At 63.7% G+C, this 13,277-nt stretch carries 25 protein-coding genes; all 25 read right to left on the reverse strand.

All coding sequences use genetic code 11. From position 1 onward, the window contains the following. Positions 1 to 107 precede the first annotated feature (107 nt). Positions 108 to 734: a 30S ribosomal protein S4 gene (rpsD, locus tag ABD974_RS09090; protein WP_345302992.1), complete on the reverse strand. Its 627-nt coding sequence runs from the start codon at positions 732 to 734 to the stop codon at positions 108 to 110. Between the two features lie 26 nt (positions 735 to 760). Continuing rightward, positions 761 to 1,153, reverse strand: coding sequence for a 30S ribosomal protein S11 (gene rpsK, locus ABD974_RS09095; protein ID WP_137851378.1), 393 nt, complete (start codon positions 1,151 to 1,153; stop codon positions 761 to 763). 12 nt (positions 1,154 to 1,165) lie between these two features. Then, positions 1,166 to 1,522, reverse strand: coding sequence for a 30S ribosomal protein S13 (rpsM, locus tag ABD974_RS09100; RefSeq protein WP_345302993.1), 357 nt, complete (start codon positions 1,520 to 1,522; stop codon positions 1,166 to 1,168). A 440-nt stretch (positions 1,523 to 1,962) separates the two neighbouring features. Continuing rightward, entirely contained in the window at positions 1,963 to 3,294 is a 1,332-nt protein-coding gene (gene secY / locus ABD974_RS09105; protein ID WP_425562667.1) for a preprotein translocase subunit SecY, read from the reverse strand. A gap of 28 nt (positions 3,295 to 3,322) precedes the next feature. After that, complete coding sequence (rplO, locus tag ABD974_RS09110; protein ID WP_345303021.1) at positions 3,323 to 3,763, reverse strand: 50S ribosomal protein L15; 441 nt, start codon at positions 3,761 to 3,763, stop codon at positions 3,323 to 3,325. Then, entirely contained in the window at positions 3,763 to 3,954 is a 192-nt protein-coding gene (gene rpmD / locus ABD974_RS09115; protein WP_137851375.1) for a 50S ribosomal protein L30, read from the reverse strand. The genes rplO and rpmD overlap by 1 nt, the downstream gene beginning before the upstream one ends. Then, positions 3,947 to 4,486 (reverse strand): 30S ribosomal protein S5, encoded by a 540-nt coding sequence (rpsE, locus tag ABD974_RS09120; RefSeq protein ID WP_345302995.1) that lies wholly within the window; start codon positions 4,484 to 4,486, stop codon positions 3,947 to 3,949. Before rpsE ends, rpmD begins: the two co-directional genes overlap by 8 nt. 163 nt (positions 4,487 to 4,649) lie before the next feature. Next, positions 4,650 to 5,009 (reverse strand): 50S ribosomal protein L18, encoded by a 360-nt coding sequence (gene rplR / locus ABD974_RS09125; protein ID WP_345302996.1) that lies wholly within the window; start codon positions 5,007 to 5,009, stop codon positions 4,650 to 4,652. Positions 5,010 to 5,041: 32 nt separating this feature from the next. Further along, positions 5,042 to 5,569 (reverse strand): 50S ribosomal protein L6, encoded by a 528-nt coding sequence (rplF, locus tag ABD974_RS09130; protein WP_345302997.1) that lies wholly within the window; start codon positions 5,567 to 5,569, stop codon positions 5,042 to 5,044. 13 nt (positions 5,570 to 5,582) lie between these two features. After that, on the reverse strand, positions 5,583 to 5,978 hold the full coding sequence (gene rpsH / locus ABD974_RS09135; RefSeq protein WP_345302998.1) for a 30S ribosomal protein S8: 396 nt from the start codon (positions 5,976 to 5,978) through the stop codon (positions 5,583 to 5,585). Positions 5,979 to 6,175: 197 nt separating this feature from the next. Then, a complete protein-coding gene (gene rpsN / locus ABD974_RS09140) occupies positions 6,176 to 6,481 on the reverse strand; it encodes a 30S ribosomal protein S14 (protein WP_345302999.1) in 306 nt (101 codons plus the stop codon). Positions 6,482 to 6,498: 17 nt separating this feature from the next. Further along, positions 6,499 to 7,041, reverse strand: a complete 543-nt coding sequence (rplE, locus tag ABD974_RS09145) for a 50S ribosomal protein L5 (protein WP_345303000.1) — start codon at positions 7,039 to 7,041, stop codon at positions 6,499 to 6,501. Positions 7,042 to 7,052: 11 nt separating this feature from the next. Then, entirely contained in the window at positions 7,053 to 7,367 is a 315-nt protein-coding gene (gene rplX, locus ABD974_RS09150) for a 50S ribosomal protein L24 (protein ID WP_345303001.1), read from the reverse strand. Between the two features lie 14 nt (positions 7,368 to 7,381). Continuing rightward, positions 7,382 to 7,750, reverse strand: a complete 369-nt coding sequence (gene rplN / locus ABD974_RS09155) for a 50S ribosomal protein L14 (RefSeq protein WP_345303002.1) — start codon at positions 7,748 to 7,750, stop codon at positions 7,382 to 7,384. 16 nt (positions 7,751 to 7,766) lie between these two features. Next, positions 7,767 to 8,030 (reverse strand): 30S ribosomal protein S17, encoded by a 264-nt coding sequence (rpsQ, locus tag ABD974_RS09160; protein WP_345303003.1) that lies wholly within the window; start codon positions 8,028 to 8,030, stop codon positions 7,767 to 7,769. 10 nt (positions 8,031 to 8,040) lie between these two features. Then, entirely contained in the window at positions 8,041 to 8,226 is a 186-nt protein-coding gene (rpmC, locus tag ABD974_RS09165) for a 50S ribosomal protein L29 (protein ID WP_345303004.1), read from the reverse strand. Continuing rightward, on the reverse strand, positions 8,226 to 8,639 hold the full coding sequence (rplP, locus tag ABD974_RS09170; protein ID WP_345303005.1) for a 50S ribosomal protein L16: 414 nt from the start codon (positions 8,637 to 8,639) through the stop codon (positions 8,226 to 8,228). The genes rpmC and rplP overlap by 1 nt, the downstream gene beginning before the upstream one ends. Positions 8,640 to 8,641: 2 nt before the next feature. Beyond that, the gene (gene rpsC, locus ABD974_RS09175) at positions 8,642 to 9,394 is read right to left on the reverse strand and encodes a 30S ribosomal protein S3 (RefSeq protein WP_345303006.1); all 753 of its coding nucleotides are present in this window, start codon (positions 9,392 to 9,394) and stop codon (positions 8,642 to 8,644) included. Positions 9,395 to 9,396: 2 nt separating this feature from the next. Further along, entirely contained in the window at positions 9,397 to 9,744 is a 348-nt protein-coding gene (gene rplV / locus ABD974_RS09180; protein ID WP_345303022.1) for a 50S ribosomal protein L22, read from the reverse strand. A 13-nt stretch (positions 9,745 to 9,757) separates the two neighbouring features. After that, positions 9,758 to 10,024, reverse strand: a complete 267-nt coding sequence (gene rpsS, locus ABD974_RS09185) for a 30S ribosomal protein S19 (protein ID WP_345303007.1) — start codon at positions 10,022 to 10,024, stop codon at positions 9,758 to 9,760. Positions 10,025 to 10,030: 6 nt separating this feature from the next. After that, on the reverse strand, positions 10,031 to 10,858 hold the full coding sequence (gene rplB / locus ABD974_RS09190) for a 50S ribosomal protein L2 (protein ID WP_345303008.1): 828 nt from the start codon (positions 10,856 to 10,858) through the stop codon (positions 10,031 to 10,033). Positions 10,859 to 10,868: 10 nt separating this feature from the next. Further along, complete coding sequence (rplW, locus tag ABD974_RS09195) at positions 10,869 to 11,168, reverse strand: 50S ribosomal protein L23 (protein WP_345303009.1); 300 nt, start codon at positions 11,166 to 11,168, stop codon at positions 10,869 to 10,871. Continuing rightward, positions 11,165 to 11,770, reverse strand: coding sequence for a 50S ribosomal protein L4 (rplD, locus tag ABD974_RS09200; RefSeq protein ID WP_345303010.1), 606 nt, complete (start codon positions 11,768 to 11,770; stop codon positions 11,165 to 11,167). The genes rplW and rplD overlap by 4 nt, the downstream gene beginning before the upstream one ends. An 11-nt stretch (positions 11,771 to 11,781) precedes the next feature. After that, positions 11,782 to 12,432, reverse strand: coding sequence for a 50S ribosomal protein L3 (rplC, locus tag ABD974_RS09205; RefSeq protein ID WP_345303011.1), 651 nt, complete (start codon positions 12,430 to 12,432; stop codon positions 11,782 to 11,784). Positions 12,433 to 12,442: 10 nt separating this feature from the next. Beyond that, positions 12,443 to 12,754, reverse strand: coding sequence for a 30S ribosomal protein S10 (gene rpsJ / locus ABD974_RS09210; protein WP_005408208.1), 312 nt, complete (start codon positions 12,752 to 12,754; stop codon positions 12,443 to 12,445). Positions 12,755 to 13,277: the final 523 nt, after the last annotated feature.

A 13,277-nucleotide genomic window follows, 5' to 3' on the forward strand; every position in this document is an offset into this window, starting at 1 on the left:
TTTCTGAGGGCCTCCCCGGGCGAGGGAGGCGGCCGACACGCGGAGCGCGACGACCGTGGGGGTCGGGAGTCTTGCCGCCGGGGGCACCGGCGGCATCTCGCCATCGCTTACTTCGAGTACAACTCGACGATCAGCGCTTCGTTGATGTCGGCCGGCAGATCGCTGCGATCCGGAACAGCCTTGAACACGCCGCTGAACTTCTTGCTGTCGACTTCGATCCAGCCCGGGGCGAGATCCATGGTCGACGAGACGTTCAACGCTTCCTGCACGCGCATCTGCTTCTGCGCCTTTTCGGACAGCGTGATCGCATCGCCGGCCTTGACCTGGTAGGACGGCAGGTTGACCGACTTGCCGTTGACCAGCACGCCGCGATGCGACACGAGCTGGCGGGCGGCCGGACGGGTCACCGCGAAGCCCATGCGATAGACGACGTTGTCGAGACGGGTCTCGAGCATCTGCAGCAGGTTCTCGCCGGTGTTGCCCTTCTTGGTCGAGGCCTTCTTGTAGTAATTGCGGAACTGACGTTCCAGCAGGCCGTAGATGCGCTTGACCTTCTGCTTCTCGCGAAGCTGGGTGGCGTAGTCGGACAGCTTGCCCTTGCGCGACGCGCCGTGCTGGCCGGGCTTCTGCTCCAGCTTGCACTTCGAGTCGAGCGCACGCGCCGGCGACTTCAGACTGAGGTCTGCGCCCTCGCGACGGGCGAGTTTGCAGGTGGGACCGATATAACGAGCCATGGTGTTCTCTGCTCCTCAGGCCGCGATCAGACGCGACGCTTTTTCGGCGGACGGCACCCGTTGTGCGGGATGGGCGTCACGTCGATGATGTTGGTGATCTTGTAGCCGACGCTGTTCAGCGAGCGAACGGCCGATTCGCGACCCGGACCCGGGCCCTTGATGCGCACTTCGAGCGCCTTCAGGCCGTAGTCGAGGGCGGCCTTGCCGGCCTTCTCGGCGGCGACCTGCGCGGCGAACGGGGTCGACTTGCGCGAACCGCGAAAGCCCGCGCCGCCCGAGGTCGCCCACGACAGCGCGTTGCCCTGACGGTCGGTGATGGTCACGATGGTGTTGTTGAAAGAAGCGTGGACGTGGGCGATGCCGTCGGTGACGACTCGCTTGATCTTCTTCTTGGTCTTGGTGGCTGCCGGCTTGGCCATGATCGATGCCCCTTACTTCTTGATGGCCTTGCGCGGACCCTTGCGGGTACGGGCATTGGTCCGGGTGCGCTGGCCGCGGAGCGGCAGACCGCGACGATGGCGGAGGCCGCGATAGCAGCCCAGGTCCATCAGACGCTTGATCGCGATGCCGATTTCGCGGCGGAGGTCGCCCTCGACCGTGAACTTGCCGATCTCGGCGCGAAGGCGCTCGACCTCGGCTTCGGACAGATCGCGGATCTTGGTGTTCGAAGCGACGCCGGCGGACTCGCAGACCTGCTTCGAACGGGTACGGCCAATGCCGTAGATGCTTTGCAGCCCGACCCAGACGTGTTTCTGGGCAGGCAGGTTGACACCTGCAATACGCGCCATGCGCGGATCTCCAACTGGTTTGGCGGCCGGGTTTCCCCGGCGGATGGGGCACTTGGGCTAAGTGAACTCGAAATTCTAACAGGGCCTCGATGATCATGGAAGGGGCGTGGCCGAAGCCATGCACCGCCGGAGCCCCGAAGGGATCCAGCGAGCCTTCCGGCATGGGGAGAGTGCCCATGCTCCGGCGACGGAACGAAACTGGCTGGCAGGGAACTTCCGGATCGGAATTCCCCTCCCCGCCGGCCGGCACTCCTCAGGTGCCGGCACTGGCTTCGGCCCACCTGCGCTCGAGACCGCCGCACAGGTCGCCCATTTCCCCGGTTTCCGGCCGGGGGACCGGGATCATCCGCGAAGGAGTATCCCGGTGTTGCGATATCGACCGTGTGTCGGTCGACACCGCTTGGCGGAGCGACTGGATCGCTCCACCCTTGTGAATGCATTTACCTCGAACCGCGACTACCGCCCTTCAGATTCGCTTTCTTCAGCAGGCTCTCGTACTGGTGCGACATCAGGTGCGCCTGGATCTGGGCGATGAAGTCCATCACGACCACGACCACGATGAGCAGCGAGGTGCCGCCGAAGTAGAACGAAGTACCCAGCTCGGTCTGCATGAACGTCGGCAGCAGGCAGACGATCACCAGATAGATGGCACCGGCCGCGGTCAGACGCGTCAACACGGCATCGATGTAGTCCGCCGTCGCCTTGCCCGGACGGATACCGGGAATGAGCGCACCGGACTTCTTGAGGTTGTCGGCGGTTTCCTGCGAATTGAAGACCAGCGCGGTGTAGAAGAACGCGAAACCGATGATCAGCGCGGCGAACAGGATCATGTACAGCGGTTCGCCGGGCGACAGCGCCTGAGCGATCTTCTGCAGCATGCTGACGTTGCCGGTGGCGCTGAACCAGGTCGACGCGGTGGCCGGGAACATGATGATCGACGACGCGAAGATCGCCGGGATCACGCCGGACATGTTGAGCTTCAGCGGCAGGAACGACGTCTGGTTCATGTACGCGTTGCGGCCGCCCTGGCGTCGCGCGTAGTTGACCGTGATCCTGCGCTGGCCGCGTTCCACGAACACGACGAAATAGGTGAAGACCAGCACGATCGCGAGGATGAAAATCACCGTCAGCGAGCTCATGTCGCCGTTGCGGGCCTGTTCGAGCGTGTTCAGCACAGCGCCCGGAAGACCGGCGACGATGCCGGCGAAGATGATCAGCGAAACGCCATTGCCAATACCGCGTTCGGTGACCTGCTCGCCCAGCCACATCAGGAACATCGTGCCGGCGGTCAGCGAAACGACCGCGGTCAGGACGAAGCCCATGCCAGGCGAGTAAACCACCGGAATGCCGTTGTTGGCGCCGGAAGCCTGCAGGGCGGTTGCGATGCCCGCCGCCTGGAACACCGCCAGCGGGATCGCGCCGATGCGCGACCACTGGGTGATGCGGCGGCGGCCGGACTCGCCTTCCTTCTGGATCGCCTTCAGGCTGGGCACGATCTGCACCAGCAACTGGACGATGATCGAAGCCGAGATGTAAGGCACGACGTTGAGCGCGAACAGACTGAAACGCTCCAGCGCACCGCCCGAGAACATGTTGAACATGTCCACGATGGTGCCTTCCTGGGTCTTCATCAGCTCCAGCATGGCCTCGGGATTGACGCCGGGCACCGGGATGTAGCACCCGATGCGGTAGACGATCAACGCCCCGAGTACGAACAGGAGGCGGGAACGGAGCTCGGTGAACTTGCCGAGCCCGCCGCCGATACCGCTCATCGCATTCGCGCTTCGCGCCATGCTTCGATTACTCCTCGACGCTGCCGCCGGCGGCTTCGATCGCCGCCTTGGCGCCAGCCGTCGCCGCGAGACCCTTGATCACGAGCTTCTTGGTCAGCTCGCCCTTCTTGACGATCTTGGCCTTCTTCGCGTCGCTCGGGACCAGCTTCGCAGCGCGGAGTGCGGCGAGGTCGATGGTGCCTTCCAGCTTGTCCAGCTGGTACAGCAGCACTTCGGCCGTATCTTTCGCCATCTTCGAGCGGAAGCCGATCTTGGGAAGACGGCGCTGCATGGGCATCTGGCCGCCTTCGAAGCCGGCCTTGATCTTGCCCTTGCCGGCGCGCGCGAACGAACCCTTGTGGCCGCGGCCTGCAGTCTTGCCGAGACCGGAACCGATACCACGACCGACACGGGTGCGTTCCTTGCGGGCGCCGTCGGCGGGCTTGAGAGTATTGAGACGCATATCGATCACTCCTCGACGCGAACGAGATAGTGCAGTTGCGTGATGAGGCCACGCACCTGCGGGCTGTCCTTCAGCTCGCGGACATCATTGAGTTTGTTCAGGCCGAGCGCCTTGACCGACAGGCGGTGACGTGCCTGGGTACCGCGCAGACCCTTGACCAGGCGAACCTTGACGGTGCCGTTCTTGGAATCAGCCATTGAGGAGATCCTCCGCCTTCTTGCCGCGCTTGGCCGCGATGCGGGTCGGCGACTGCATGGATTCGAGACCCTTCAGCGTGGCGCGAACCAGATTGATCGGGTTGCGCGAGCCGGTAGCCTTGGCCAGCACGTTCTTCACGCCGACCGCTTCGAGCACGGCGCGCATCGCGCCGCCGGCGATCACGCCGGTACCTTCGGAAGCGGGCTGCATGAACACGTGCGCCGCACCATGGCCGGACTTGACCGCGTGCCACAGGGTGCCGTTGTTCAGGTCGACGTTGCTCATGTTCTTGCGGGCGTATTCCATCGACTTCTGGATCGCGACCGGCACTTCGCGCGCCTTGCCGTAACCAAAACCGACCTTGCCAGCGCCGTCGCCCACCACCGTCAGCGCGGTGAAGGTGAACTGGCGACCGCCCTTGACGGTCTTGCTGACGCGGTTGACCGCGATCAGCTTCTCGATCATGCCATCGTCGACTTCTTCGCGGTTGCGATCGCGATCGCGGCCCCGCGGTTCACGTTGTTCTGCCATTTCGATATCTCGTTGGTGATGGGAAATTTGCGGCTGCGCCGCTTATGGTTGTGATGTGGACCGGATGTTTCGCGCCGCCCGGAACCGGAGGACGCGCCCGATGTCGCCTACATCGGCAGGTGAGACGACGGATGGGGCCAAAGCCCCGTCCGTTCAATATTGCTCAGAACTGCAGACCACCTTCGCGGGCGGCTTCGGCGAGCGCCTTGATGCGACCGTGATAGCGGTAGCCCGAACGATCGAAAGCGACCTTCTCGACGCCGGCGGCCTTGGCCTTCTCGGCGATCAGACGGCCCACCTTGGCGGCGGCTTCACTGTTCTTCTTGCTTTTCAGGCCATCGCCGACCGCGGCCTGCAAGGTATTGGCCGCAGCCAGCACCTTGGAGCCGTCGGCGGTGAACACCTGGGCGTAGAGATGCTGACCGGTGCGAAGCACGGTCAGGCGCGGCACGCCGAGTTCGCGGATATGCGCGCGCGTGGATTTGGCGCGACGCAGGCGGGCAGTGTTCTTGATGCTGCTCATGATCTTGATCCTTCGGAAGCGGATAGGCCCGATTAGGCCTTCTTGGCTTCTTTGCGAATGATGGTTTCGTCGGAGTACTTCACGCCCTTGCCCTTGTAGGGTTCCGGCGGACGGAACGCGCGGATCTTCGCCGCGACTTCGCCGACGCGCTGCTTGTCGGCGCCCGAAACCACGATTTCGGTCTGGGTCGGGGTGGCAATGGTGATGCCTTCCGGCGCGGGGAACACGACCGGGTGCGAGAAGCCGAGCGCGAGGCTCAGATCCTTGCCCTGCATCGAGGCGCGGTAACCGACGCCGACGAGATCGAGCTTGCGCTCGAAGCCCTGGCTCACGCCATGCACCATGTTGGCGAGGATGGCGCGGAGGGTGCCGGTCAGCGGGATCAGCGAGTCGTCGTTGGCCGAGAGCTGGGCATTGCCGTCTTCGATCTTGACTTCGATGCCGGCGGGCTTCGCGATCGACAGGGTGCCCTTCGGGCCCTTGACGCTCACGTTGTCGGACTGGACGTTGAATTCGACACCCTTCGGAAGGGCGATAGGCTTTTTGGCGACGCGAGACATGGGCGAGCTCTCCTTACGCCACGAAGCACAGGACTTCACCGCCGACGCCCTGCTGGCGCGCCTGCGCATCGGTCATGATGCCCTTGGAGGTTGAAATGATGGCAACGCCGAGACCGCCGAGAACCTTCGGCAGCGCGTCCTTGCCACGATACTGGCGCAGACCGGAGCGCGACACGCGATGCAGGCGCTCGATGACCGGCTTGCCTTCGTAATACTTCAGAACGATCTCGAGTTCGGCCTTCGCGCCGTTCTCGGTCACGCGCAGATCGGAAATGTAGCCTTCGCTCTTGAGAACGTTGCCGATCGCGACCTTGATCTTCGAAGACGGCATTTTCACCGTCTGCTTGCCGACGGCGGCCGCATTCTTGATGCGAACCAGCATGTCGGCGATGGGATCAGTCATGCTCATTGAGAGTCACCTTATGAGTAGCACCGATATCCGCTTTCGCGAAATCTGTATGTTTTGAACGCCAGACCGGAGCCTGACACGAAAGTTCCGGTTGCCCGGAGGGATTGCGCCGCCGGAGACGGCTGCAGGCCGGACAGGCCGGCCTGCGGAACCACTCGAATCAACAGCCGCCTAGTCTAGCAGCCCACAGGGGCTGCTTACCAGCTGGCCTTGCGCAGGCCCGGCACGTCGCCGCGCATGGTGGCTTCGCGCAGCTTGTTGCGGCCCAGGCCGAACTTGCGATAGACACCGCGCGGACGACCGGTCAGGGCGCAACGCAGGGTCTGGCGGGACGGCGAGGAATCGCGCGGCAGCTTCTGCAGCTTGGCTGCGGCGGCCATCTTCTCTTCGAAGTCGCCGTCCTGGCTGTTGATGATCTTCTTCAGCGCATCGCGCTTGGCCGCGAACTTCTTCGCGAGCTTGGCCCGCTTGACTTCGCGGTTCACCATCGAGGTCTTTGCCATGAAATGCCTGTCCTGGATTAGTTGCGGAACGGGAAGCGGAACGCTTCCAGCAAGGCCTTCGCTTCGGCGTCGGTCTTGGCGGTGGTGGTGATGGCGATATCCATGCCGCGAAGCGCGTCGACCTGGTCGAAGTCGATTTCCGGGAAGATGATCTGTTCCTTCACGCCCATGTTGTAGTTGCCGCGACCGTCGAACGCGCGGCCCGAGACGCCGCGGAAGTCGCGGACGCGGGGCAGCGAGATGTTCACCAGGCGATCGAGGAACTCAAACATTTTGGCGCGGCGCAGGGTCACCTTACAGCCGATCGGCCAACCGTCGCGGATCTTGAACGACGCCACCGAGACGCGCGCCTTGGTGACCACCGGCTTCTGGCCGGAGATCTTGGCCATGTCGGCCACCGCGTTCTCGAGCACCTTCTTGTTCGCCGCCGCTTCGCCCACACCCATGTTGAGCGTGATCTTCACCAGCTTCGGCACTTCCATCGGATTGGTGTAGCCGAACTGCTTCATCAGCTTCGGCACCACTTCATCCTTGTAGAACTGTTCCAGACGAGTCGTCATTTTTGCATTCCTCAGGCGTCGACCGCCTCACCGCTGGAGCGGAACACACGCAGTTTGCGTCCATCCTCCAGCTTTTTGATACCGATGCGCTCGCCCTTGCCGGAGGCAGGGTTGAACAGCATGACGTTGGAAATGTGGATCGAGGCTTCGCGCTCGATCACGCCACCCGGCTGACCCGCCTGCGGATTCGGCTTGGTGTGGCGCTTGATGATGTTGATGTTGGAGACGACCACCCGGTCGCCCGCCACGCTGACAACATCGCCCTGCTTGCCCTTGTCCTTGCCGGCGGTCACGACCACGCGGTCGCCTTTCTTGATGCGATTCATGTCTGTTCCTCCGCTCAGAGCACTTCGGGCGCGAGCGAGACGATCTTCATGAACTTCTCGGAACGCAGCTCGCGCGTCACCGGTCCGAAGATACGGGTACCGATCGGTTCATGCTTGTTGTTCAGCAGCACGGCGGCATTGGTGTCGAAACGGATCAGCGAGCCGTCGGCACGACGAACGCCCTTGCGGGTGCGCACCACGACGGCGTTGTAGACCTCGCCTTTCTTCACCTTGCCGCGCGGGATGGCGTCCTTGATGGACACCTTGATGATGTCGCCAATGTGCGCGTAGCGGCGCTTGGAGCCGCCGAGCACCTTGATGCACATCACTTCCTTCGCACCGGAGTTGTCGGCCACTTCGAGGTGGCTCTGCATCTGGATCATGATTCAGGCTCCTCGGTTATTCGGCTGCGCGTTCGACGATTTCGACGACGCGCCAGTTCTTGGTCTTCGACATGGGGGCGCACTCGGCCACCCGCACCACGTCGCCTTCGTTGCAGCTGTTGTCGGCATCGTGGGCATGGAGCTTGGTCGAGCGACGGATGTACTTGCCGTACAGCTCGTGCTTGACCTGACGCTCGACCAGCACGGTGACGGTCTTGTCCATCTTGTTGCTGACGACGCGGCCCTGGACCGTGCGCTGCTTCTTTTCGGTGTTGTTCATGGGTCAGTCCTTACTTCTTCTGACCGAGCAACATGTTGACGCGGGCGATTTCACGGCGCACGCGACGAATGTCGTGGGTCTTGGCGAGCTGGCCGGTGGCCTTCTGCATGCGAAGCGAGAAGCGCTCCTTGTGCAGATCGGTCAGATGGGCCTGCAGCTCGGCGGCCGACTTGGCTTTGAGTTGTTTCAGTTCCATCAGCGCACCGTCCGGGTCACGAAAGTGGTGGTGACCGAGAGCTTGGCGGCGGCCAGGCGGAAGGCCTCGCGCGCGGTCGCCTCATCGACGCCCTCGATTTCGTAGATCATGCGGCCGGGCTGGATCTGCGCGATCCAGTACTCGACGTTGCCCTTGCCGGAGCCCATGCGGACTTCGATCGGCTTCTGCGTGATCGGCTTGTCGGGGAACACGCGGATCCACATCTTGCCGCCGCGCTTCACGTAGCGGCTGATCGTGCGGCGCGCGGCCTCGATCTGGCGCGCGGTCAGACGACCGGTCGCGGTGGCCTTCAGACCGTATTCGCCGAAGCTGACCTGGTTTGCGTTCCAGCTCAGGCCTTCGTTACGGCCCTTGAACATCTTGCGGTATTTGGTTCGCTTGGGTTGCAACATGATTAATCCCTCGCTTCACGGTCGCGGCGCGGGCCGCGAGGACGGTCGGCGCGATCGTTACGGTCGCCACGGTCGCCGCGCTCGTTGCGCGGGGAGTCGTCCTGCTTCTCCTGGCCCACCTGGGAGAAATCGAAGATCTCGCCCTTGTAGATCCAGGTCTTGATGCCGATGACGCCGTAGGTGGTGTGCGCTTCGGCAAAGCCGTAGTCGACGTCGGCGCGCAGGGTGTGCAGCGGCACGCGACCTTCGCGATACCACTCCGAACGCGCGATTTCGGCGCCGTTGAGGCGGCCGGCGACGTTGACCTTGATGCCGAGGGCGCCGAGGCGCATCGCGTTGCCGACGGCGCGCTTCATCGCGCGGCGGAACATGATGCGGCGTTCGAGCTGCTGGGCGATCGATTCGGCCACGAGCTGGGCATCGAGTTCAGGCTTGCGGACTTCGGTGACGTTGATGTGTGCGGGAACGCCCATCACGTCGCTGATCTCCTTGCGCAGCTTTTCGATGTCCTCACCACGCTTGCCAATGACCACGCCCGGACGGGCGGTGTGCACGGTGACGCGCGCGGTCTTCGCGGGACGCTCGATCAGGATCTTGCTGATCCCGGCGGCTGCCAGCTTCTTGCGCAGCATCTCGCGAACCTTGAGATCGGCGGCCAGGTACTCGGCGTATTCCTTCTTGCCGGCGTACCACTTCGAGTTCCAGTCCTTGGCGATGCCGAGGCGGATACCGGTCGGATGTACTTTGTGACCCATACTTATTTGCCCTCGCCCACGACCACGGTGATGTGGCTGGTGCGCTTCAGAATGCGGGTACCGCGGCCTTTGGCGCGGGCCATGAAACGCTTCAGCACCGGACCTTCGTCGACCATGATGGCCTTGACCTTGAGCAGGTCGATGTCGGCGCCCTGGTTGTTCTCGGCGTTGGCAATGGCGGACTCCACGACCTTGCGGATCATGGCGGCGGCCTTCTTGTCCGAGAAACGGAGCAGGTTCACGGCGCGCTCGGCGGAGAGACCGCGAACCTGATCGGCGACCAGACGGGCCTTCTGCGGAGAGATGCGGGCCGTACGCAGAATCGCTTTGGCCTCATTACCATTTTTCATCGTGGTCATCTCCTTACTTGCCCTTCTTGTCGCCGCCGTGACCCTTGAAGGTCCGGGTGAGGGCGAACTCGCCGAGCTTGTGGCCGACCATGTTCTCGTTGACGAGCACCGGCACGTGGTTCTTGCCGTTGTGCACGGCGATCGTGAACCCGATCATTTCCGGCAGGATGGTGGAACGACGCGACCAGGTCTTGATCGGCTTCTTGTTGTTGCCCGCGGTCTCCACCTTCTTGACGAGATGGTGGTCGACGAACGGACCCTTCTTGAGTGAACGTGCCATGGTCGATTAGCTCCTGCGGTCGCGCACGATGAACTTCTGGGTGCGCTTGTTCTTGCGGGTCTTGTAACCCTTGGTCGGCACGCCCCAGGGCGTGACCGGATGCGGGTTGCCCTGGCCGGCCTTCGCCTCGCCACCGCCGTGCGGATGGTCGACCGGGTTCATGGCCGCACCGCGGACGGTCGGCTTGACGCCGCGCCAGCGCGCCGCACCGGCCTTGCCGAGCTTCTCGAGGTTGTGTTCGGTGTTGCCGACTTCGCCGATGGTGGCGCGGCACTCGGCCGGCACCTTGCGCATTTCGCCCGAACGCAGACGGAGCATCGCGTAGATGCCTTCGCGGGCGACAAGCTGCACGCCTGCGCCGGCGGCGCGAGCGATCTGGGCGCCCTTGCCCGGCTTCATTTCGATGCAATGCACGGTGGAACCCACCGGGATGTTGCGCAACGGCAGCGTGTTGCCGGCCTTGATCGGGGCATCGTTGCTGGACATCACCTGGTCGCCGGCCTTCAGGCCCTTCGGCGCGATGATGTAGCGACGCTCGCCATCGACGTAGCACAGCAGCGCGATGTGCGCGGTGCGGTTGGGGTCGTACTCGATCCGCTCGACGCGCGCCGGAATGCCTTCCTTGTCGCGCTTGAAGTCGATGATGCGGTAGTGCTGCTTGTGACCACCGCCGATGTGGCGGGTGGTGATGCGGCCGTGGTGGTTACGGCCGCCGGTCTTGCCCTGCTTCTCGACCAGCGCGGCGTGCGGAGCGCCCTTGTGCAGGCCCGGCGTGACCACACGGACCGCGCTGCGGCGGCCGGCAGAAGTGGGTTTGAAAGTCATCAATGGCATCGGTGCGTCCTCAGACCTTGACCGCGGTGACGTCGATCGACTGGCCTTCGGCCAGCGTGACGTAGGCCTTGCGCCAGTCGCCGCGGCGACCGTTGCGGTAACGGAATGCCTTGTTCTTGCCCTTCACGTTGACCACGTTGACCGACTTGACCTGCACGTCGAACAGCTTCTCGACGGCGACCTTGATGTCGGCCTTCGTGGCGTCGGTGGCGACTTCGAAGGCGTACTGATTGGAAATTTCCTGCGCGCGGACGGTCTTTTCGGACACGCGCGGCGCACGGATCACGCTGTAGAGCTTGGCGTCGTTCATGCCAGCCACTCCTCGATCTTCTTGACCGCATCGGCGGTCATCAGGACGCTGTCGGCACCGACCAGGGCCACCGGGTCCAGGCCCTGCACGTCGCGGACCTGCACGTAGGGCAGATTGCGCGAAGACAGGAACAGGTTCTCGGAAGCGTCCTCGGTCACGATCAGCGGGCGCTGGCCGAGCTCGAAGCCCTTCAGCTTCTCGATGAGGCCGCTGGTCTTCGGCGCATCGACGTCGAAGGCCTCGACGATCGTGATCCGGCCCTGACGGTTCAGCTCGGACAGGATCGCGGCGATCGCGGCGCGGTACATCTTGCGGTTGACCTTCTGCGCGAAGCTGCGCGGCTTGGCCGCGAAGGCGCGGCCACCGCCGACGAAGATCGGAGCGGTCAGGGCGCCGTGACGGGCGCCGCCACCCTTCTGCTTCTTCGACTTCTTGGTGGTGCCGTTGACTTCGGCGCGGGTCTTCTGCGCCTTGGTGCCGGCGCGACCGGCATTGCGGTAGGCCACGACGACCTGATGGACCAGATCCTCGTTGAATTCGCGGGCGAAGATCGCGTCGGAGACCGAGACGGTCTTGGTGCTGTTGTTGATGGCGAGTTCCATTGTCGTCTCCCTTACTTCGTCGTCGGACGGACAATGACGTCGCCGCCCGGCGCGCCGGGGACCGCGCCGCGGATCGCGATCAGGCCGCGCTCGGCGTCGACCTTGACCACTTCCAGGCGCTGCGTCGTCTGCGTCTCGGCGCCCATGTGACCGGACATTTTCTTGCCCGGAAACACGCGACCGGGGGTCTGGCGCTGGCCGATCGAACCCGGCGAACGGTGCGACAGCGAGTTGCCGTGCGTCGCGTCGCCCATGGTGAAGTTCCAGCGCTTGATCGTGCCCTGGAAGCCCTTGCCCTTGGTGACGCCCTGGACGTCGACGATTTGGCCGACCTCGAAGATGTCGGCCTTGATTTCGCCGCCGACCTGGAAGTCGCCGATCTTGTCGGCTTCGACACGGAGTTCCCAGAGGCCACGGCCGGCTTCGACCTTCGCCTTGGCGAGGTGACCGGCTTCCGGCTTGTTGATCAGCGCAGCGCGCTTGACGCCGGCGGTGACCTGCACGGCGCTATAGCCGTCGGATTCCGGGGTCTTGATCTGGACGATGCGGTTCGGGGTGGCTTCGATCAGGGTCACCGGAATGGACTTGCCATCTTCGGTGAACAGGCGGCTCATGCCGGCCTTGCGGCCGACGATGCCCAACGAATATTTCTTCGCGGTCATGGTCTCAGCCTCAGGTCAGCTTGATCTGGACGTCGACGCCAGCCGCGAGTTCGAGCTTCATCAGCGCGTCCACGGTCTTGTCGTTGGGGTCGACGATGTCGAGCACGCGCTTGTGCGTGCGGGTCTCGTACTGGTCGCGCGCGTCTTTGTCGACGTGCGGCGACACCAGGACGGTGTAGCGTTCGATTTTGGTCGGCAGCGGGATGGGGCCGCGCACTTGCGCGCCCGTCCGCTTGGCCGTCTCGACGATCTCGCTGGCCGAACGGTCGATCAGACGATGATCGAACGCTTTCAGCCGGATCCGGATTTTCTGATCCGCCATGACGGAAATTCCTCGTAGAAAGAGCGACAGGCTCGACGGCTAGGTGCGCCGAACCCCCTTTTGTACCGCTGGTGTTACACAACTCGTTGAATCCAATGCCGTCCCGGAAAGAATCAACTCCGAGGGGCCGCCCACGCTTGGGCAAATACCGCTCAAAAACAAAGGCAGGCCGGTTGCCCGACCCGCCAGACTGAGATTCACGAACGCGACAACATGCCCCTGCCGCAGATGCCCCGAGCAATTCGGAGCGGGCGGGGGCGATGCCGTTGCGACCTGTCCCTGTCCGGCGAAGACGAGGTGCATCCTGCGCCTCATTTCGCTTTCCGGACAACGACCAAAGGCGTTGTCCGAAGTGGTCTTGCATTATGAGGGGTCTTCGGCCGCCTTGCAAGCAAGGTGTTGCCTGGACCTATTCCCTGCCCCACCCAGACGCTCTGGGCGGGACACGGAGGAAAGCGCATCCGCCCCTGGGGGCAAACCCTTACTTGATGATCTTGGCAACGACGCCCGCGCCGACGGTCCG

The organism is Lysobacter hankyongensis (assembly GCF_039543145.1).
Lineage (GTDB): Bacteria > Pseudomonadota > Gammaproteobacteria > Xanthomonadales > Xanthomonadaceae > Lysobacter_I > Lysobacter_I hankyongensis.